Origin of the sequence: Psychroflexus sediminis (assembly GCF_900099815.1) — a bacterium.
Lineage (GTDB): Bacteria > Bacteroidota > Bacteroidia > Flavobacteriales > Flavobacteriaceae > Psychroflexus > Psychroflexus sediminis.
Genome location: NZ_FNCW01000011.1, coordinates 43,776 through 63,027, shown reverse-complemented (window position 1 = coordinate 63,027; position 19,252 = coordinate 43,776). Strand labels below are relative to the sequence as shown.

Below are 19,252 nucleotides of genomic sequence, written 5' to 3'. Positions count from 1 at the left end.
CTAAAATAAACTTTCCTGCAACCAGGTACGCTGAAATTTTCCGTTGGTATCGTAGCGCTCTGCCTGTTTTTTTATGTTGAATTTCCGATCTCTCGGGTCGTTGCCAACACCAGAGTTATACATCCAGTTGCCCCAGTTGCTGTGGACATCATAATCAATAAGCATGGCTTCGAAATACGCCGCACCGATTCTCCAGTCCTGTTTCCACTCCTTGGCCCAGTAGCTGTTCACGTTCTGCCTGCCCCGATTGCTCATAAAACCTGTCTCTCGTATTTCGATCATATTGGCATTGACAAAAGACTCTGGAGTGTTTCCGTTAATCCACTGTTTGAAGGCTTTTTCACTATTTCCCCAGTCGTATTCCTTGTTTGAAATTCCACCAAGCTGAAAGATTTTATTTCCGTGTTTGAGCGAAATGTATTTAAAATAGTCCCTCCAAATCAGCTCAAATATCAGCCAGTAGGTATCCTGATTTTTTTTGACTTCCTTCTCAAATTTCTTGACTTCATGATAGATAGATACAGCAGATATGCTGCCATTGGCAAGCCATGCCGAAAACTTAGAACTATAGTCTGTACCGAGCAGTCCATTTCTTGTTTTCTTGTAAAACTGCAACTTTTTGGTCTCCCAAAAATAATATTTTAATCGCTTCCAGGCAGCGTCTTCGCCTCCCTGAAAAGGAAAAGCAGAACGTTCATCTGTCTCAAAGTCTTCCAGACCCAGATCGGCCAGGCCTGGTATTTTGGTGTTCACATGCTGTAAGTTTTCCCGGGTAAGTGCTTCCGGAACAGGAATTTCGTCTCTTACCTCACACTGTTTTTCGCATTTTTTCCTGAAATCGGTATACACCTCTGGAACCTGGCTAAAGTCATCATAAGGCACATCTTCGGGATGAAATAAAAACTGGTTGTACTGCTCTGCAAACTGAGTGTCTTTCAATACCGATTTGACCGCATTTTCTACCTGCTTTTCTTCCTCGGTCCATTCTGCCTGAAAAAAAACATTCTTAATATTATATTTTTCTGATAATTTTTCAAATACCCCTGCCGGTGCATCCTGTTCTACCTGTAAACTGATGTTTAAACTTTTTAGGTTATCCGAAAGCTGTGAAACCATTTCTATGAGAAATTTAGCTCTGTATTTCTCTGTTTTTTTGAAACCGTATTTGGTGGTTTCATACTGCTTGGGGTCAAAGCAGTAGACACCGAGAACAGGTTCCGGTTGCTGACAGGCTTCATATAATGATTTTTGATCTTTTGTACGCAGGTCATTTCTAAACCATACGATATTTAGGTCTTGTTTCTTCTGCATTTTTCGCTACAATATTTGATGTTATCCCAGTTTTTTTCCCATTTTTTTCTCCAGGTGAATGCCAGGCCACAGGTGGCGCATACCTTTTCGGGTAAATGAACTTTCTTATGTGCCATTAGGGTTTTAGAGGTTTTAGTTCCTGATTTGGTCTGGCGTAGGCGTACCTCTCGATGAGTTCAGTTTTAACGTAGCCATCCAGCCCTATAATTCCGGCTGAACCGGCCCTGGTTAAATCCAAAAACCCATCTTGATCCATAATTCCTTCCTCGACAACTAAGTGCTGAATTTCTCCAATGATTAACCGACAGGCATGTTCTTCGATGTAATATTCGTTGATGTATTTACAGCCCATTTTGATTTTAGACTCTTTGACGAAAGGCGCTTTACAATCTGCTATGAATTCTTCAGTGAATCCAACTTCTTTAAACTCTGAAACTTCTTCATCATATTTTGCCGAGGTCTGGTGCGCTTTATTTACAAAATCCGAGTGGATATGATTCACGGTAAAGTGACTGTTTTTTTTAAAATTAGTGTAAGAATGACGCTCTACTGTGGTAGGTCTGAGCATAAAACTTAGCATGGGAGGATTGCTGCCAAGATGAATAACAGAATTGAATACAGCGAGATTACTCACACCCGCTTCAGAAATTGTACCGATGAGATTAGCCGACTTTAAACCACCACACGAATTAATGAGGTGCATGCGCTCTAAACCTGGTAAATTAAGGATGTCTTGTTTCGAAAAATGAGTCATAAAAATAGGCTGATGATTAATCAGCATAAAATTAAATATTGTTTAATTATTTATTGTTAATTAATAAACAAAGTATACTTATTTTTTATCCTCTAATTTCGGATAATCCGTATAACCTTCTTTTCCAGGAACGTAAAAAGTATCTTCATCCCAGTCCTGTAATTCGGCATTTTTTTCAAACCTGACTGGTAAATCGGGATTGGAAATAAATAGTTTGGCATAAGAAACCATATCAGCATTTCCTTCTTCAATCACTTTATTCCCGCTTTCCTGATCGAATCCTGCATTGATCATCAGATTTCCAGTATATAGAGGTCTGAAATGTTCAGCGATGTTAGAGACCAAAAAATCTTTATCACTTACATCGTTAAAGGGTTCGGATAAATGTAAATAGGCTAAATTATAGTCATTTAGTTTTTTGACGATATACTCAAACGTTGGAATGGTTTCTTCATCGGCTTCCATTCCAAAAATGCCGTGCAGCGACGGATTCAACCGGACGCCAATTTTATTTTCTGGAAAAAACACTTTAACCGCATCAAGAATTTCAAACAGAATTCTGGCTCTGTTTTCAATGGACCCTCCATATTGATCTGACCGCTGGTTGGATGTTCTGTTGAAGAACTGATGAAGCAAGTAGCCGTTGGACGAATGAATCTCAATACCATCAAAGCCAGCATCTACCGCATTTTTAGCCGCTTTTTTAAAGTCCTGAACCGTTCGCTTTACTTCATCTGTTGTCATTGCTCTTGGTTCGACAGTATCTTTAAAACCCTCATGGGTATATGCTTGAGTATTTGGATTCAAAGCACTAGGCGCAACAGGTTTTTCTCCATCATGGAAATCTGGATGAGATATTCTGCCCACATGCCATAACTGAATGAAAATTTTACCGTTTTCCTCATGAACAGCCTCGGTAACTTTTTTCCAACCTTCAATTTGTTCCGGCTTGTAGATTCCAGGGGTATAAATGTAACCTATAGCCTGAGATGAAATCTGAGATCCCTCACTGATAATCAGGCCGGCACTTGCCCTCTGCTTGTAGTATTTGGCGTGAAGATCTGTAGGCATATTATATTCGTTATTGGCTCTATTTCTCGTCATTGGAGCCATAATCACTCTGTTTTTCAATTCCATATCACCTATTTGAATAGGTTTTAATAATGCTTGCTTACTCATAGTTGCATTTTTTTTTGTAAACTTAATATTTATTAAATCCCTGTTCGTTAAGGCAATTATAAAACAAAGTAACTTGTACTGATTTCGCTATAAATAAAACTTATACTTAAACCAAATATTTATGAAGAATACCTCTGAACACAAGTTGACCTGGTCTGATTTTCAAAAGGTTGAGATGAGGGTAGGAACAATTTTAAAAGCTGAAATTTTCAAGGAAGCCAGAAATCCTGCCCTGAAGCTTGACATTGACTTTGGTGAGTTTGGCATCAGGCGTTCATCCGCTCAAATCACAAAACTTTATAAGGCAGAAGAACTGATCGGTAAACAGGTTATTGCTGTGCTCAATTTTCCTCCCAAACAAATCGCTACGATGATGAGTGAGTGTCTGGTATTGGCCGCTGTAGATGGTGGTTTAGGAACTTCTCTGCTATCGCCGGACCATAGGGTCGAAAATGGAACCCGGATTTCTTAAACTTTAGAATGCAGAAGAGTCAAAAAATTATGCCTGCTGATTTCCTCTGCCCCAAGGCTTTCAAGGTGTTTGGTATACACCTGACAATCGATAAGACTGATGCCGTTCTTCGCCATATTTTTGACCAGAGTAATGAATCCGTATTTTGAAGCATTATCGACTTGGGTAAACATGCTTTCACCACAGAATGCATTTTTATCTTTCAACAATATCCCGTAAAGACCGCCAACAATTTTGTCGTCTTTCCAGACTTCAACAGATTTCGCCAGTCCTGCCTCATGTAATTTGATATAACTTTCAATCATATCTTCAGTAATCCAGGTCCCGTCCTGTCGTTCTCTATTGATGTTGGCACATTGCCGAATCACGTATTCAAAATCCTCATTATAGGTAACTTTAAAAGCTTTTTCCTTAAAAAGCTTTTTCATGGATTTAGATATCTTTAGGTTTTCAGGGAATAAAACCATTCTGGGGTCTGGGCTCCACCAAAGTATGGGCTGTCCTTCTTCATACCAGGGGAATATTCCGTTTTCATAGGCAACTTTCAGGCGTTCCAAGCTTAGGTCACCCCCAAAGGCCAGTAAACCCTTTTCATCTGCAAATTTGGGATGTGGAAATATGATGTCTTTTGTCAGTTTATACATGTATTAAAAAATAAGTAAACCAGTGATGAATATTATACTGCCAATGATAAATAATAAAAAAGTGAATGGAAAAATATCACTTGCCTTTAACTTGGTTATAGCAAGAAGTGGTAAGGCCCAAAATGGCTGAAGCATATTGGTAACCTGATCTCCATAGCTTAACGCCATAATGATTTTAGGAATGGGCACACCCAGCTTAGAAGCCGATTCCAAAACGATAGGGCCTTGTATAGCCCACTGTCCGCCGCCGCTAGGTACAAAAATATTGACAATACCAGAGCTTATAAACGTAAAAATGGGCAGGCTTGCTTCGGTTGAAATGTTTACAAAAAACTGGGCAAAACTCACTGCCAGTCCACTTTCTTTCATCACTCCTATAATGCCAAAATACAAAGGGAATTGAATTAAAATACCCGAAGCGCCTTTGATCGCTTTTGCCAATGAAGCCAGATAGTGTGATATGGATTTATGAAATAAAATTCCCAAGCCCAGCATCAGAAAGTTGAGCAGGTTAGGGGTTATGTTCAACTGGAGAAGGTTTTCACCATAAACAACAAAAAAGCATAGCGTAATCAAACCCCCAAAAATGAGGGTTAATATATTATTCTTTTCCAAAGGATGAATTGATTCTCCTTTGGATTCTATCCGATTAAGAGACCCGGCGTGTTTTAAATGATCGAAGCTTAAAAACCTTGAGGCCTCAAGATTTGAAGATGATTTCCGCTTAATGCTTCTAAAAATGAGAGGAACCACTAAAAGAATTATTCCAAAAATGATAAGATTGCTTAAACTGAAAATTGTTTCAGAAGTAGAAATTTCTGAGGGCAATCCCGGAGGGATACTTCTCATAAGTGAATGCAAGTGACCCTTTTCAGCTGCTTTTAAGGGAGCTGATCCGGAAATACCACCGTGCCAGATCATCATTCCGGAATATCCCAAAGCTCCGATGAGGGGATAGTTGATGTTCAGGTTTTCTCTTGCCGATTTCTCGCCAATCTTCCTGGCTAGTATAGCTCCAAAGATTAAGCCCAGGCCCCAATTGAAAAAACCCATAAACATCGTGCTGACACTTACGAGAACAACTGCATTCTTAGTGTCCACAGCACCTTTGGTAATAAATTCAAGAAGTTTATTGACGGGAGAGCTCAAGACAAGTACGTGCCCAAGCACCAGTATCAGCATCATTTGATAACCAAAAACCAACAATTCTTGATTCCATAAACCAGATTCCCAGGCTTGAAATGTAGAAACGATTGGATTGGCTTTACCCGGGTAATCACCAAATAGACTAGCTAAAATGAGAGTGATAAGGCTGAGCAAAATACTGAGTGTAAAAGGAGAGGGCAGGAATTTGGCAAAAAAGAGTTCTAATTTCGCTATCAACTTATCCAAAGTTTAAAATATGAGGTGTAAAAATAAAAAAAGCTCTAGAAATATTTCTAGAGCTTGAATTTTTTCGAAAGGATTTATTTAAAATGGTAAATCATCTTCATCGTCATCGTTCAAATCCTGTACAGGTTCAAATTGATCTGATGGCGGAACAGGTGGTGCTCCAGCAGCGCTATTTTGATCTACATTTTCAATTCTCCAGCCATTCAAAGAGTTGAAATACTTGGTTTCTCCCTGCGGGCTTACCCATTCGCGACCTCTTAAGTTAATACCGACTTTTACATTTTGACCAACATTAAAATTATCTAGCAAGTTGGTTTTATCTTGAACAAATTCAATTAAAATGTGTTGTGGATATTGCTCTTCGGTAGTCACAACCATTTCTCTTTTTCTAAAACCATTACTACCAAATTCTTTGGTTTCTCCTAAGACTTTAATTTTTCCTTGTACTTCCATAATTATTGTTTTGCGAGTAAAATGTGTAAAGCTTTTTCAAGCTCGTTTTTTTCTATATATTCCTGAGCGATGAGATGAATCTGCTCATCTGTATTCTCTTCTATAAAATCTACTAAATGATGTTCGGAAATAAAATTTTGAACGGAAGACTGGTGTGGTAATTCTTCCAGGTTTCCAAGCTTACCAAGATCATTTCCTGTTAAGATAGAACTCAGGCGAATTGATTTTGGCAACTGATCAACACCGATTCCCTGCTTCAAAATGGGTTTTTCTACTTCAAACATCCCCTGATTCGCTCTAGAGTACCAGTTACCACCCATTCTTGCTACCAAATCAATTTTATATTGGTCTATATGTAAACCTTCGTCCAGCAAATCTTCTCGAATATGAAGTTTAACCACTTCTGCAATGACCAAATTTCCTGCACCCCCCTCTTCGCCTAAAGCAATTGTATCTTTCACTTTACATTCATATTGAACTGGAGATTCTTTCACTCTTGGGGGTTTTACCAGATCGGACGCTAACATTGTAAAACCAGATTTTTCAAATTCATTGATACCTTGTTCATATTCAGTACTGGAAAGAGAAACTTGCTGCACCATATCCCAGTTCACTACATTGATCACAATCTCCTTCGTTTGCATGGCATTTTCTAAAGTGTGTTTTACAGAATTGTCTCTCACTCGTCTTACGGGTGAAAAAACCAAAATAGGAGGATGCGCACTGAACACGTTAAAAAAGCTGTAAGGCGAAAGATTTGGTGCTCCATTTTGATCTACTGTGCTCACCAAAGCAATAGGCCGTGGACCAATAGAGCCAGAAAGCATCCCGTAGAGGTTTTTGGTTTCTAATTCCGATGGCAAAAAGCTTTTCATATTCAAATTTTTACAAAGGTAATTAATCTGTTTCTAAAATTCTTTTCAGAAATGATTTCCCTTAAAAGATATAGAGGATTAAGATTGAGTTTTAAAAAAACTAAACACAGAATTTCCGTACTTTCTTTGTTCTGAATAGGTGTTTATATGTTGAAGACTGGTGTGTTTTGAATGCTCAATGATCAAAACCCCTTCTTCATTTAAAAGCGAACGCTCTCTTATGATGTTTTCAATTTTTTCAAATTCTTCAGTAGGTAAATCATAAGGAGGGTCTGCAAAAATCAGATCTGCTTTGAGTGTTGTTTTTTCTAAAAACTCAAAGACGTCACTTTTAATGATATCCAGGTCCAGATCCAGCTCCTCTGAGGTTTTGGTCAAGAATTTAATGCAGTCGATATTAGCGTCAACCGCAGTGACACGTTGCGTTCCTCTGGAGATAAATTCAAAAGAAATACTTCCGATTCCTGCAAACAAGTCAATGACTTCAAGCTCTTGAAAGCGAATTCTGTTGTTTAAAATATTGAAAAGCGCTTCCTTAGCCATGTCGGTTGTTGGTCTTACAGGAAGTTTTTTGGGGGCGATTAATCGTCTTCCTTTAAGACGTCCGGATACAATTCTCATAGATTATAATAAATTAAAATGCTCTTGAAACCCTTCTTGATTTTCAAATTGAGGTAAAGCATCTGCATTGGAAAATGAAAGATGTTTTAGATAGGTATAAAGAATGTTTAGAGCTGGATTTTCTTCGGTATTCTTAAAGGCTCCTGTAAACTCAATGCTGACTTCTTCGCGGTTCAGATTTAATTCATTAATGGTAAACAGGACATAATAGGCGAAATCTTCAGCGGTTTCAAAAGCAAAGGCATTGGCCAAAAGCATTTTTTGATTTCTGAAAGCTGCAAAATAAATATGATGACGACTTACATGAATTCTTACGTACTCTTTGTAAGACAGACTTTTTTTGTAAGCTTTCTCAATTAAGCCTGTAAAAACGTGAGTAAACTTGAAACTTCCAAAAACGTCAAAAAGATAATTATTGATGTTTACATACGGGATATAAACCGTGTTGGCTTGAATAGACAAGATCTCGTCATAGGAAAAATCGTCGCCTTCAATGAGCTTGGAGCTGTATTTTAGGTAATGAGGCAGATGAGATTCTTCAAAATAAGCCTGAGGAACAATACTGAATTGTGGATTGGCATAAATAACTTCTAGAGTTCCTACCTTTTTAGTGTCTACGAAGTCTGAAGTAATCTGTGTTTTTAATAACTTCAGGAGTTTTGCAGTTGAATGAGAGCCGTCGAGATTGAAGTTTTCAAAAGCAAGGGGTGAATGAAGAGCGTCTGTGAATAAAAAAGAAAATCCATCTTGTAAAATGAAGATGGATAATCTGTGTATAGGATATGTTGAGCTTACACTCATCATTTAGTTTTACCAAAGTTTTTAGGCCAGTTTCCACTGGTGTTGACTTGATTCATGGAGCCTACAGTTATTGCAGGACCATCTACACCGTCCACAGATTTGATTTGTTTTTCCTGCATGACAAGATCCTGATTAAGATCTGATAAGATAAAATCTTTTGGAGCTCTGACTTCAAAAACAGGGATCTTTTTCCCATCTTCTTCAAGATAGCCGGCTTTCATTTCAAACTTTTTATTATCTGTATGAGGAATATACATCAAATCGCTGTAATCTTCAGACTCATCAAAAATAGAATCTCTAACGGATGCAAAGCCTAAGGTATCGATCACCACATCTTCAATATATTTGTCGACTCCGTAGATTCTTCTGTATTCTTCATCAAGGAAAGTGGTATCTTTTCTTTGCGTGATAACATATTGGGCAGTGTCAATGAATTTTATGAGATCCTCAAAACTATCCTCATAATTGCCTATAATTTCTTCATGGGCTAATTGAGCTTCACGAATGTCTTTCATTTTCTCAACAACATCTACGAAACGTTTGTCTTTAATCTTGTTAAACTCTACAGGTCCATAAACAGCATTATATACATAATAGCCTAAAACACCGATGACAACCCAAAGTACAATCTGTAATACTATCTTCATAACTTATAATTAAGAGTTTTTTGATAAAAGCAAAACTACAACTTTTTTTCAATCACAAAAGTATAGCACTTAAAAATCGTGCTTATATTTGAAATTTTTGTACGATAACCTCATTTATGGATAATCAAGAGTTTTACAAAATACTCAAATCTGATTTTGGACATCTTCCTACACCCAAGCAAGATCTCACTTTACAACTTCTGGCAAAATTTGTGCTGGAAACTTCAGTGGATCGCATTTTCTTACTAAAAGGTTATGCGGGGACAGGAAAAACAACCATCATAGGGACCTTGGTCAAGAACATCTGGAAGGTGAAAAAAAAGGTAATTCTAGCAGCTCCTACCGGACGTGCAGCCAAAGTGATTTCAAATTACAGCAATCAATACGCACAAACTATACATCGTAAAATATACCAGCCCAAAAGTACAACAGGGGGTGGAATTGAATTTGTACCCCAGGTCAACAAGCATAAAAACACCATTTTTATTGTAGATGAGGCATCGATGATACCAGATTTTCCCAGTGGTGATCAACTTTTTAACAAAGGCTCTGTCTTGGATGATCTTATGGAGTATGTCTATTCCGGAGATAATTGTAAGTTGATTTTTATAGGGGATACAGCACAGTTACCCCCGGTTAAATCTAATTTGAGTCCGGCTTTAGATGAAAAAACCTTGACAAATCATTACCAAATGGACGTGATACCCGTGGAGCTAGATGAAGTAGTCCGACAGCGACTGGAAAGCAGTATCCTTTTGAATGCTACCAAAATACGGGAAACCATTGAAGATGAGGATTTTGAAAGTTTCAAATTTCAACTTTCAGATAAATCCGATATGGTCAGGCTTGTGGACGGTTATGAAATTTTGGATGCCATCAACGAAGCTTATGATAATCTGGGACACGAGGAAACCGCTATCATTGTAAGGTCCAACAAAAGAGCAAATCTTTACAATGAACAAATACGAAGTCGGATACTTCTAAGAGAAGATGAAATCGCTCCGGGAGACTTTTTGATGGTTGTCAAAAACAATTATTTTTGGGTCAAGCCTAAAAGTGATGCCGGATTTATTGCCAATGGAGATATCGTGGAAATCCTGGAGATTTTTGGTATAAAAGAACTATATGGGTTTAGATTTGCGGAGGTAAACGTCCAAATGGTGGACTATCCCAAAATGAAACCCTTTGAAACCGTGATCATGCTGGATACCTTAAGTCTGAATTCTCCGTCACTGCCCTATGAAAAGTCCAACCAGCTTTATCAGGAAGTCATGAAGGATTATCAGGACATCACCTCTAAATACAAGAAATTTCTGAAGGTGAAACAGAACCCATTTTTCAATGCATTGCAGGTAAAGTTCAGCTATGCCATTACCTGCCACAAGTCGCAGGGGGGGCAGTGGGACACCGTCTTTGTAGAACAGCCCTATTTGCCGGAGGGAATCACCAAAGATTATCTCAGATGGCTGTATACAGCCTGTACACGTGCTAAAGAAAAGCTGTATTTAATCGGCTTTAAGGATGATTTCTTTAGCGACAAACAATTGTGAATTCTATATTATAAACACTAATTATGTCAAAACCTTTTAAAGTGATAGCCATGATTCCTGCCCGCTATCAGGCGGCAAGGTTTCCCGGGAAATTAATGCAGGACCTGGCCGGGAAACCGGTGATAGTCAGAACTTATGAGGCTGCCAAAAATACCGGGCTTTTTGATGAAGTTTATGTTGTGACCGATTCTGAACTTATTTTTTCTGAAATTGAAAAGCAGGGAGGCAAAGCTATGATGAGTCAAAAAGAGCATGAGTGTGGCAGTGATCGTATTGCTGAAGCCGTAGAATCTATGGATGTGGACATCGTTATCAACGTACAGGGCGATGAACCCTTTATCAATGAAAAAGCACTGAGTCAGCTGCTGAATGTTTTTGAAAAGGATACCGATAAAATTATCGATTTGGCTTCACTAAAAGTTAAGTTGACTTCTGAAGAAGATATTGTGAATCCAAATCAGGTCAAAGTCATAACAGATTTAAACAATTTTGCCCTTTACTTTTCGAGATCCCCAATCCCGTTTCACAGGGCTAAAGATGTAGAGGTAGATTATTTTAAGCATGTAGGTATTTATGCCTTTAGAAAAGAAGCCTTAATGGCGTTTTATAATTTACCGATGAGCCCCCTGGAAGCTTCAGAAAAAATTGAATGCATTCGCTATTTGGAAAATGGGAAAACCATCAAAATGGTGGAAACTCAAGAAGTGAGTATTGGCATTGATACGCCTGAAGATCTGGAAAAAGCAAGGCTGAAATTCGATTAATGACGGCCTCTTATCGTATGTCTTTTCAGGATTTTTTTACCTTCAACTTTAGATCGTTCAGACTGAATAATCCTCCAGATGGAATCGGAGGCAAATTGGCGTGAAACTTCCAGATCGACAATGGGTTTTGGATAATCTTCACCAAGTTGAAAACCATACATGTCTTGTTCCATGGTGGTTAATTTCCAGGGCTCATGTATAAATTCTCGTGGAATTGATTTTAATTCCGGAATATATTTCAGAATAAACTCACCTTCAGCATCGTGCTTATATGAGTTTTTAACCGGATTGTAAATTCGCAGGGTGTGAATACCGGTGGTCCCAGCCTGCATCTGCAATTGAGGATAATGGATGCCCGGTTCAAAATCTAAAAACAAACTGGCTAAATGCTCTGAGGCTTCCTGCCATTTTTGCCAAAGCAGGTGGGTGAAAAAGGAAACCAAAAGCGCTCTCATTCTGAAGTTGAGATAACCGGTTTGGATCAGGCAGCGCATGCTTGCATCCACAAGGGGAAAGCCTGTTTGACCTTCTTTCCAGGCTTTGATTAACTCTTCCTGTTTGGGTTGTTTGAGGATATTGAAAGCAGAATTGAAATTTTGAAATTCGGCCTTGGATTCCATTTCAAATTTTTGGATGAAGTGGGCCTGCCACCTCAGTCTGGATTGAAACTGACTCAGGGCTTGTTTGTATTTGGTTTTGGATTCAAGCTGCATGGAGGCATGAATAACTTCTCTCATCGACAAATTTCCCCAGGCGATATAAGGCGACAAACGGCTGCAGGATTTTCTGGCTAAAAGGGGTTTGGAAATGTGAGTTTGATAATTCGGATAGCGTTCTTCTAAAAAGCTTCTGAGATAGCGCAGCGCAGTAGATCGGCCTCCTTTTTGAAAATTCGTATCTCTTTCAGTCGAAATATCTACATCCTCAAAATGGCACTGTAATTTTTGTATGCTGGAATGACTGATAAACTGTCCCGGACTGGCAGAAAAAGGGACAGGATCCTGATTCATGAAATTTTCCCAAGAGTTCACCCAGGTTTTTCTGTTTTTTAGTCCCCGAATAACGCCGTTAGTGATAAATTCTTTCCACTGTATGCCTTCAGAGTTGAACCAAAGTTTTAATCTTTTATCTCTTTGGTAGGTGATATTTATGCCGGTTTCCTGATGAGAATAGACGGCTTTGATTTTTAACTGCTCATGAAGGTTTCGGAAAGCCTCTTCAGCAGAGGATTTTACAATCAAAACCTGAGTCTGACAGGCTGTCAACTCCTGTTGTAGTTCCTTTAAAGACTCTTTGATGAATCTAAAATGCCGCTTGCTGTAATGCGGATCATTTAATAGTAAAGGTTCAAAGACATAAAGTAAGACTACAGGCTGGCTTTTCTGTAAGGCGTCATGAAGTGGGGCATGGTCTTGCAATCTCAAATCCCTTTTCAGCCAAACAACATTTACCATCATCAAACTATTAAAGGCTTAATTTTTTACAGCTTCCTTATAGGTTTCTAAACAACGCTCTCGCGCTGGTTTATGCTCAACCATAGGCTCGGGATATTTGTCGCTATCAAATTCCGGAACCCATTTCTTGATGTATTTTTTATCTTTATCAAACCGATCGGTTTGAGAATAGGGGTTGAATACTCTGAAATAAGGTGCTGCATCCACACCAGAACCTGCTACCCACTGCCAGCCCCCAACATTGGATGACATTTCATAATCGAGAAGCTTTTCCGCAAAATAAGCTTCACCCCAGCGCCAGTCAATCAGTAAATGCTTACATAAGAAACTTCCTACGACCATCCTCAGGCGATTATGCATCCACCCCGTTTCATTCAGTTGTCGCATTCCTGCGTCTACAATGGGGTAGCCCGTTTGACCCGTTTTCCATTTTTCAAACTCTTCTTCATTATTTCTCCATTCTATACGATCATATTTTGGCTTGAAAGCTCTTTCCTGAGTCTCTGGATAATTGTGTAAAATGGCTTTGTAAAATTCTCTCCAGATCAGTTCATCTAAAAAGGCTTCATTTTTGACAGACAGGGCTTTTTCAACCACTTTTCTGTAACCTATAGTGCCAAATCTCAAATAGGGACTCAATCTTGAAGTTCCTTCTATGGAAGGAATGTTTCTGGTATCTTCATAATTTTTAAGCAGTTCTTTGTCAAAATTATGTTCAGGAACTTTTATGGAAGATTTTTCAAAACCCATATCCGATAAAGAGAGATTAGGTAATCGCGAATTTTTATAAGTATTTTCGAGTAAGTCTTCCGAAGGGAAAGTTTTGAAATCGATATTTTCAAATTCTTTTTTCCACTGTTTCATATAAGGCGTGAAAACCAGGTACATGCCTCCATCATTTTTCTCCACTTCGGTTTTTTCAAAAATCACCTGATCTTTAAAATCGTGAAATTCAATACCGTTTTGAGCCAATAAGGCGTTGATATTTGCATCGCGCTTGTAGGCATAAGGTTCGTAATCCCTGTTGGCGTAAACAGCTTCGATATCGAAATCTTCGATGAGTTCCTTGAAAGCATTTTCTGGAGTATCGTGATAAGTAGCTATTGAAGATCCAAACTGGTCTTGAAGATGTGACCTCATCTTTTGTAATTCATCGTGAATAAAAGTCACACGAGCATCATCCTTTGGTAGTTCATCTAAGATATGCCGGTCGAATATAAACACAGGAAGAACCGGAAAGTCTCCGGATAAGGCATGATATAAACCGACATTATCTTCAAAACGCATATCTCTTCTAAACCAAAAAACTCTGACTTTCTCACTCATTATTTAACTTTTTACGGGGTATTAAATTAAAAAATCTTCTTGTAAGAATTCAACTTACAAGAAGATTATAGGAAATTCAGTTAAAATTAATTCATATTTAAACTACCCATACCTCCATCTACTCCGAGGACTTGTCCAGTAATCCAAGAGGAATCATCGGAAAGAAGGAAACTTGCAATTTTACCTATATCTGAGGGTTCACCAACACGTTTCAGGGGATGCTTTTCATCCATTTTTTCCTTTTTCTTATCACTTCCTAAAAGCTTTCCGGCAAGTTGAGAGTTTACAAGCGAAGGAGCTACCACATTCACTCTAAAAGACGGAGCATATTCGGCGGCAAGTGCTCTTGCAAAACCTTCAATAGCGCCTTTTGCAGCAGCAACGCTGGTATGAAATGCCATTCCAGATTGAACAGCTACAGTACTGAAATAAACAATGCTCGCTTGATCCGAATTTTTGAGTTTTGAAAGAACGCCTTGGGTTACTTTTACCAGGCTTAAAAAATTAAGCTGAAAATCTTCCTCAAAAATTTCGGGCTTCATCATCTTGAATGGCTTTAAGTTTATAGTTCCAGGACAATATACCAAGCCATCTAAAGTATCTGGTAAATCCAATTCTGAGATATCATCGGTTAACGCATCAAATTTGTGATATGTTACATCGTAGTCCGATAAGTTTTCATCACTTCTAGAGGCCACGATAATATTGTGATCTGCACTTAGTTGTTTTACGATTTCTAGACCTATTCCTTTAGATCCTCCAATAAGTAATATATTCTTTTTCATAATTAATTATTTATGTATTTAATTTTCAAAATGACCGAACTTTTCGACCATTTTAGCCTCTCTGGCTTTAAAAATTTTATTCAATTTTGGTTTAACGAGTAGTGGATGCATCAGTCGTCCCAAAGCTCCAAAGGGTATCTTGTAATGAACCAAATCTTCAACCTCAACGCCACCTTCAATTTCGTGAATAAAGTGTTTGTGATGCCATAGGGCATAAGGGCCGTAAAGTTGTATGTCAACAAAATAACTGAGCTTCTCTACATGTGTAATCTCCGTAACCCACTTGGTAGTAAAACCAGGTAAGGGAGTTACATTATATTGTATTAACTGGCCGGTATACATCTTTCTATCTGCTCCAGACAAGATTTCAAAACCCATATCATCAGGCATGATTTCTTGAAGGTTTTTGGGATCCGACAGAAATTCCCAAGCTTCCTGCTTGTTGATTGGTAATTTTTGACGGGTGTTGATTTCATATATCATGGTTCAAAAATAATTATTTAAATGTTTAATGAATTATCTTTGGAGTTAAACAAAAGTTATTATTAAAGCTTTTTAGCCTTCAAAAGTGATAAATAATTCTTTATATGATATTTACCTGAAACAGGTATGCTTTAATTTGCAGGAAATTGAAGTAGATGATGATGAAATACCAAAGCCTAATGTTGCTTTTTATGCTGGTTGCCTGTAAAAGTGCTCAAACTGATATGCCTCTTCTTCAAGATTGTCCTAACAATGGCGATTGTGAAGTTCAGGTTTTGAAAGAAACAAAATTAATTATAAGTGAAAATTCTGAGGGGATTTTAGAAATTTCCTTTGAAGAGGATTTAAATTTTCAAGTGATTTTCATTCAATTTAAAGACAAAAAACTTAGTGATTATAAGGAAGAAATCTATCTTCAGATTCCATCCCGATTTAAGGAAATTCACTCCAAAAACCATAGTTTACAAAATCAAAAAGTTATTTATGGTAAATTGGGTGGTACTGCCGATGAGGGCTTTAAGCACATCAAACACGGGGAATTACAGCTCGTCAATTTGGATGATTATATATCGCTGCATTTAGAAATAGATTCTGAAAGTAGCCATGTTTTTAATATTGTTGATGTGAAAATTTAATTATCCTTTACATCACCACTAAAAGAGGGGACACCTGGGGAAAAACTGGGTTTTTTCTCATCCTCTCCATGATTTAATTCCAGTACCTTGTAAGGAAAACCTTGTTTTCTAACTTTTTCTCTCTGTTTACAATCCAGATTCATATAAATAGTATTATACCTTTCTTCCGCAGCTGTATCCCAAACGTATAGATACACTTCTCTTACATATTTCAGAATTAAATTATAAGAATCATGCTCTCCATAAGACCCTAAAGCTATAATGGCTTGTTTAGGTGAATCTGCTTTTGCTTTGTGATCTGAAGGGTTGGTCAAAAAATCATAAATAAATTCTTTGAATTGTATTTCAGACATTCCTTCATTCCTTTTACCATTTAGCAGTAGCTTACCTTCTTGATTGATAATAAGGCTAAGCACATTATTAGGCTTTTTAGAGGCGTACTCCTCATTCGAAATTTTTTCTTTAATGGGACAGGAGTTATCCAGCCAGGTTTGACCAAAGCTGGACAGAGTTATTGCAAGGCCTATGAAGGCGTTTAAAAGAATTTTCATGAGATATCTTATTAACTGCCACAAAGATATAAACTTATTGCTCCAATATCATTAGAACTGATACATATCATTTTTAATCGGTATAAACTGTCAGATTTTTGCCATACCAATATCATTTCATGTCAATAACCAAATGCTTTCACTGCGGTGACGATTGCTCAACGACCAAAATTTATCACGATGATAAATTGTTTTGCTGCAATGGATGTAAAACAGTTTTTGAAATTTTTTCTGAAAACGATTTGACCTGTTATTATGATTTAGAAAAAAATCCTGGGGCTACTCCAATCGACATCAACGGAAAATATGACTATTTGGATAAGTCAGACATTGTTGAGAAGCTGATTGACTTTCAGGAAGATTCCACTGAGATTGTGACACTTTACATACCGCATATTCATTGTAGCTCCTGTATCTGGGTTTTGGAAAACCTTCACAAATTGAATACACAGGTTATATCTTCTCAGGTAGATTTCCCTAAGAAAAAAGTAAGCATCACATATAAAACCGATGAGTTTTCTCTTAGGCAGTTAGTCGAACTTATGTCGAGAATAGGCTATGAGCCTTACATAAGCTTAGAAAATTATGGACAGGCTCCAAAAAGCATAGACAGGAGTTTGGTTTATAAAATAGGCATTGCTGGTTTTGCGTTTGGCAACGTGATGTTTTTAAGTTTTCCCGAATATTTTGAAGTTTCAGAATATTGGCTGGAGCAGTATAAGCCTGTCTTCAGATGGCTTATGTTTTTCTTTAGCTTACCTGTCGTTTTTTATGCAGGACGAGATTATTTTAAATCTGCCATCAAAGGCCTGAAAAGCGGAATCCTTAATATTGACATTCCTATAGCTTTAGGAATTACTGTTTTGTTTGTAAGAAGCACAGTTGATATTGTTTTCAATTTAGGCTCTGGTTTTTTCGATAGCCTTACAGGACTAGTCTTCTTTTTACTTTTAGGTAAAATCGTTCAGCAGAAGACCTATAAGTTTATGTCTTTTGAGAGGGATTATAAATCGTATTTCCCCATAGCCGTCACGAAGATAAATGCTGAAGGGAAAGAGGAGAATACGCAGGTTTATGACATTGAGAGAGGAGACCGGCTTTTAATTAGAAACCGGGAATTACTCCCTGTAGATGGGATTTTGATGTCAGCTTCAGCAGAAATTGATTACAGTTTTGTAACCGGTGAAGCCAAGCTGGTAACTAAAGTTTCCGGAGATAAAGTATATGCTGGAGGTAAACAAAGAGGGAACGCTGTTGAAATTATAGCAGAAAAGTCAGTGGAACAAAGCTATTTGACTCAGTTGTGGAGTAATGACGTATTTCAAAAAGATTACAATCCAAAATTTCAAAGTCTTATCGATAAAATCAGTAAAAAATTTACAATTGCTGTTTTAAGCATTGCCTTTTCCGGTTTGTTGTTTTGGTTGTTTTATGATGCAAGTCTTGCTTTAAATGTATTTACCGCCGTACTTATCATTGCCTGTCCGTGTGCCATAGCTCTGGCCACGCCTTTTGCTATGGGGAACTTACTGAGGATTTTTGGCAAAAATGGATTTTACCTCAAAAATACCAATGTCCTGGAACAAATGGCGGACCTGGATGTGTTTGTGTTTGATAAAACAGGAACGCTTACGACCAATAAGAAAAGCGATATTTCCTATTCGGGTCTAACCCTGAGTGAAGAAGATAAAATGGTTCTGAAAAACTCTTTCAGGAATTCCAACCATCCGTTAAGCAGGGAGCTCTATTCCTTTTTGAGCAGTCAGAATATTCAGGATTCTGAAACTTTTGAAGAACATCTCGGCGAAGGCATTATCTCGTCTTACAACGATCATACTTACAGGCTGGGTTCCGCAAAATTCGTGGCCAATCATGTAGACGATTCAACGTTAGCCACAGCGGTTCACGTCAGCAAAGATGAAAACTATCTAGGCAAATTTAAATTTGAAACGATTTACAGGAAAGGAGTGGAATCCTTATTTCAGTCTCTGGATACTCATTATAAACTGATTATCCTTTCAGGAGATAACGAAGGGGAGAAGCCGGTGCTTACCAAAATGTTACCTAAAACCACGCAGATGTTTTTCAATCAGAAACCAGATTCCAAAATGCGTCTGATAGAGAAAATTCAATCCGAAAATAAACATGTTGCCATGGTTGGGGACGGTTTGAATGATGCCGGAGCTTTGAAACAAGCCGATATAGGCATTGCTATTTCAGAAAACGTCAATGTCTTTTCTCCCGCCTGTGATGCTATTATGGATGCTTCAGAATTTTATAAACTAGACCGGTATGTAGAAATCACTAAAAAAGGAATTCAAATCATCAAATTCGGATTTATATTTTCTTTCCTCTATAATGTCGTGGGCCTTTATTTTGCACTCACAGGACAGCTTCAGCCTGTCATCGCTGCTATATTGATGCCTTTGAGCTCCATATCCATTGTGATTTTCACCACTTTGGCTACACAATACATTTCTAAACCTATTCTTAATAAATAAAACTTTGTAAATATGACTAAGGTCATTTTTTAAGGAAGTCTACACAGCTAATTT

Annotated in this window: 21 protein-coding genes; 5 read left to right on the top strand and 16 right to left on the bottom strand. The window is 37.8% G+C overall.

What is annotated here, in order from left to right:
- The 4 genes from BLP81_RS10995 to BLP81_RS10980 form a co-directional block, all read right to left on the bottom strand.
- A complete protein-coding gene (locus BLP81_RS10995; RefSeq protein ID WP_093368614.1) occupies positions 1-1,311 on the bottom strand; it encodes a DASH family cryptochrome in 1,311 nt (436 codons plus the stop codon).
- The gene (locus BLP81_RS10990; protein WP_093368611.1) at positions 1,290-1,427 is read right to left on the bottom strand and encodes a DUF2256 domain-containing protein; all 138 of its coding nucleotides are present in this window, start codon (positions 1,425-1,427) and stop codon (positions 1,290-1,292) included. The genes BLP81_RS10995 and BLP81_RS10990 overlap by 22 nt, the downstream gene beginning before the upstream one ends.
- Positions 1,427-2,065, bottom strand: coding sequence for a flavin reductase family protein (locus BLP81_RS10985; protein ID WP_093368716.1), 639 nt, complete (start codon positions 2,063-2,065; stop codon positions 1,427-1,429). Before BLP81_RS10985 ends, BLP81_RS10990 begins: the two co-directional genes overlap by 1 nt.
- A 78-nt stretch (positions 2,066-2,143) precedes the next feature.
- Positions 2,144-3,244, bottom strand: a complete 1,101-nt coding sequence (locus BLP81_RS10980) for an alkene reductase (protein WP_093368608.1) — start codon at positions 3,242-3,244, stop codon at positions 2,144-2,146.
- 121 nt (positions 3,245-3,365) lie between these two features.
- Between BLP81_RS10980 and BLP81_RS10975 the strand changes: the two genes are divergently transcribed.
- The gene (locus BLP81_RS10975) at positions 3,366-3,716 is read left to right on the top strand and encodes a tRNA-binding protein (RefSeq protein ID WP_093368605.1); all 351 of its coding nucleotides are present in this window, start codon (positions 3,366-3,368) and stop codon (positions 3,714-3,716) included.
- Here BLP81_RS10975 and aat read toward each other — a convergent pair.
- The 7 genes from aat to BLP81_RS10940 form a co-directional block, all read right to left on the bottom strand.
- Entirely contained in the window at positions 3,713-4,360 is a 648-nt protein-coding gene (gene aat, locus BLP81_RS10970; protein ID WP_093368602.1) for a leucyl/phenylalanyl-tRNA--protein transferase, read from the bottom strand. The genes BLP81_RS10975 and aat overlap by 4 nt on opposite strands.
- 3 nt (positions 4,361-4,363) lie before the next feature.
- Complete coding sequence (locus BLP81_RS10965) at positions 4,364-5,743, bottom strand: short-chain fatty acid transporter (protein ID WP_093368713.1); 1,380 nt, start codon at positions 5,741-5,743, stop codon at positions 4,364-4,366.
- 87 nt (positions 5,744-5,830) lie between these two features.
- The gene (locus BLP81_RS10960) at positions 5,831-6,205 is read right to left on the bottom strand and encodes a DUF3127 domain-containing protein (RefSeq protein ID WP_093368599.1); all 375 of its coding nucleotides are present in this window, start codon (positions 6,203-6,205) and stop codon (positions 5,831-5,833) included.
- Positions 6,206-6,207: 2 nt separating this feature from the next.
- A complete protein-coding gene (locus tag BLP81_RS10955; protein WP_093368596.1) occupies positions 6,208-7,080 on the bottom strand; it encodes a flavin reductase family protein in 873 nt (290 codons plus the stop codon).
- A gap of 78 nt (positions 7,081-7,158) precedes the next feature.
- Positions 7,159-7,701: an RsmD family RNA methyltransferase gene (locus tag BLP81_RS10950; RefSeq protein WP_093368594.1), complete on the bottom strand. Its 543-nt coding sequence runs from the start codon at positions 7,699-7,701 to the stop codon at positions 7,159-7,161.
- 3 nt (positions 7,702-7,704) lie between these two features.
- Positions 7,705-8,502, bottom strand: a complete 798-nt coding sequence (locus BLP81_RS10945; protein ID WP_093368591.1) for a DUF3822 family protein — start codon at positions 8,500-8,502, stop codon at positions 7,705-7,707.
- On the bottom strand, positions 8,502-9,149 hold the full coding sequence (locus BLP81_RS10940) for a hypothetical protein (protein ID WP_093368588.1): 648 nt from the start codon (positions 9,147-9,149) through the stop codon (positions 8,502-8,504). Before BLP81_RS10940 ends, BLP81_RS10945 begins: the two co-directional genes overlap by 1 nt.
- Before the next feature lie 116 nt (positions 9,150-9,265).
- On the opposite strand from BLP81_RS10940, the gene BLP81_RS10935 reads away from it, so the two are divergent.
- Both BLP81_RS10935 and kdsB read left to right on the top strand, forming a co-directional pair.
- Positions 9,266-10,699, top strand: a complete 1,434-nt coding sequence (locus BLP81_RS10935) for an ATP-dependent DNA helicase (protein WP_093368585.1) — start codon at positions 9,266-9,268, stop codon at positions 10,697-10,699.
- 23 nt (positions 10,700-10,722) lie between these two features.
- Positions 10,723-11,463 carry a 3-deoxy-manno-octulosonate cytidylyltransferase gene (gene kdsB, locus BLP81_RS10930; protein WP_093368582.1) on the top strand — a complete coding sequence of 247 codons (741 nt, stop codon included), beginning with the start codon at positions 10,723-10,725 and terminating at the stop codon, positions 11,461-11,463.
- Here the strand turns inward: kdsB and BLP81_RS10925 are convergent.
- From BLP81_RS10925 to BLP81_RS10910, 4 genes are all read right to left on the bottom strand, one after another.
- Positions 11,460-12,917 carry an FAD-binding domain-containing protein gene (locus tag BLP81_RS10925; protein ID WP_093368580.1) on the bottom strand — a complete coding sequence of 486 codons (1,458 nt, stop codon included), beginning with the start codon at positions 12,915-12,917 and terminating at the stop codon, positions 11,460-11,462. The genes kdsB and BLP81_RS10925 overlap by 4 nt on opposite strands.
- An 18-nt stretch (positions 12,918-12,935) precedes the next feature.
- The gene (locus BLP81_RS10920; protein ID WP_093368577.1) at positions 12,936-14,243 is read right to left on the bottom strand and encodes a cryptochrome/photolyase family protein; all 1,308 of its coding nucleotides are present in this window, start codon (positions 14,241-14,243) and stop codon (positions 12,936-12,938) included.
- Between the two features lie 86 nt (positions 14,244-14,329).
- Positions 14,330-15,028: an SDR family NAD(P)-dependent oxidoreductase gene (locus tag BLP81_RS10915; protein ID WP_093368574.1), complete on the bottom strand. Its 699-nt coding sequence runs from the start codon at positions 15,026-15,028 to the stop codon at positions 14,330-14,332.
- 18 nt (positions 15,029-15,046) lie between these two features.
- Positions 15,047-15,511, bottom strand: coding sequence for an SRPBCC family protein (locus BLP81_RS10910; protein ID WP_093368571.1), 465 nt, complete (start codon positions 15,509-15,511; stop codon positions 15,047-15,049).
- Positions 15,512-15,735: 224 nt separating this feature from the next.
- Between BLP81_RS10910 and BLP81_RS10905 the strand changes: the two genes are divergently transcribed.
- The gene (locus BLP81_RS10905; protein ID WP_245686457.1) at positions 15,736-16,146 is read left to right on the top strand and encodes a hypothetical protein; all 411 of its coding nucleotides are present in this window, start codon (positions 15,736-15,738) and stop codon (positions 16,144-16,146) included.
- Here BLP81_RS10905 and BLP81_RS10900 read toward each other — a convergent pair.
- Positions 16,143-16,697, bottom strand: a complete 555-nt coding sequence (locus BLP81_RS10900; RefSeq protein ID WP_093368568.1) for a hypothetical protein — start codon at positions 16,695-16,697, stop codon at positions 16,143-16,145. The two genes, BLP81_RS10905 and BLP81_RS10900, sit on opposite strands and share 4 nt — an antisense overlap.
- Positions 16,698-16,816: 119 nt before the next feature.
- Here BLP81_RS10900 and BLP81_RS10895 point away from each other — a divergent pair, with 119 nt between their 5' ends.
- Positions 16,817-19,198, top strand: coding sequence for a heavy metal translocating P-type ATPase (locus BLP81_RS10895; protein WP_093368565.1), 2,382 nt, complete (start codon positions 16,817-16,819; stop codon positions 19,196-19,198).
- The last annotated feature ends 54 nt before the right edge of the window (positions 19,199-19,252 follow it).

Coding starts and splice junctions, on each gene's coding strand:
- BLP81_RS10925 (WP_093368580.1), bottom strand. CDS start 12,917: ATGGTAAATGTTGTTTGGCTGAAAAGGGATTTGAGATTGCAAGACCAT.
- BLP81_RS10900 (WP_093368568.1), bottom strand. CDS start 16,697: ATGAAAATTCTTTTAAACGCCTTCATAGGCCTTGCAATAACTCTGTCC.
- BLP81_RS10975 (WP_093368605.1), top strand. CDS start 3,366: ATGAAGAATACCTCTGAACACAAGTTGACCTGGTCTGATTTTCAAAAG.
- BLP81_RS10920 (WP_093368577.1), bottom strand. CDS start 14,243: ATGAGTGAGAAAGTCAGAGTTTTTTGGTTTAGAAGAGATATGCGTTTT.
- kdsB (WP_093368582.1), top strand. CDS start 10,723: ATGTCAAAACCTTTTAAAGTGATAGCCATGATTCCTGCCCGCTATCAG.
- aat (WP_093368602.1), bottom strand. CDS start 4,360: ATGTATAAACTGACAAAAGACATCATATTTCCACATCCCAAATTTGCA.
- BLP81_RS10950 (WP_093368594.1), bottom strand. CDS start 7,701: ATGAGAATTGTATCCGGACGTCTTAAAGGAAGACGATTAATCGCCCCC.
- BLP81_RS10980 (WP_093368608.1), bottom strand. CDS start 3,244: ATGAGTAAGCAAGCATTATTAAAACCTATTCAAATAGGTGATATGGAA.
- BLP81_RS10895 (WP_093368565.1), top strand. CDS start 16,817: ATGTCAATAACCAAATGCTTTCACTGCGGTGACGATTGCTCAACGACC.
- BLP81_RS10955 (WP_093368596.1), bottom strand. CDS start 7,080: ATGAAAAGCTTTTTGCCATCGGAATTAGAAACCAAAAACCTCTACGGG.
- BLP81_RS10995 (WP_093368614.1), bottom strand. CDS start 1,311: ATGCAGAAGAAACAAGACCTAAATATCGTATGGTTTAGAAATGACCTG.
- BLP81_RS10960 (WP_093368599.1), bottom strand. CDS start 6,205: ATGGAAGTACAAGGAAAAATTAAAGTCTTAGGAGAAACCAAAGAATTT.
- BLP81_RS10910 (WP_093368571.1), bottom strand. CDS start 15,511: ATGATATATGAAATCAACACCCGTCAAAAATTACCAATCAACAAGCAG.
- BLP81_RS10990 (WP_093368611.1), bottom strand. CDS start 1,427: ATGGCACATAAGAAAGTTCATTTACCCGAAAAGGTATGCGCCACCTGT.
- BLP81_RS10985 (WP_093368716.1), bottom strand. CDS start 2,065: ATGACTCATTTTTCGAAACAAGACATCCTTAATTTACCAGGTTTAGAG.
- BLP81_RS10915 (WP_093368574.1), bottom strand. CDS start 15,028: ATGAAAAAGAATATATTACTTATTGGAGGATCTAAAGGAATAGGTCTA.
- BLP81_RS10945 (WP_093368591.1), bottom strand. CDS start 8,502: ATGAGTGTAAGCTCAACATATCCTATACACAGATTATCCATCTTCATT.
- BLP81_RS10940 (WP_093368588.1), bottom strand. CDS start 9,149: ATGAAGATAGTATTACAGATTGTACTTTGGGTTGTCATCGGTGTTTTA.
- BLP81_RS10935 (WP_093368585.1), top strand. CDS start 9,266: ATGGATAATCAAGAGTTTTACAAAATACTCAAATCTGATTTTGGACAT.
- BLP81_RS10905 (WP_245686457.1), top strand. CDS start 15,736: ATGCCTCTTCTTCAAGATTGTCCTAACAATGGCGATTGTGAAGTTCAG.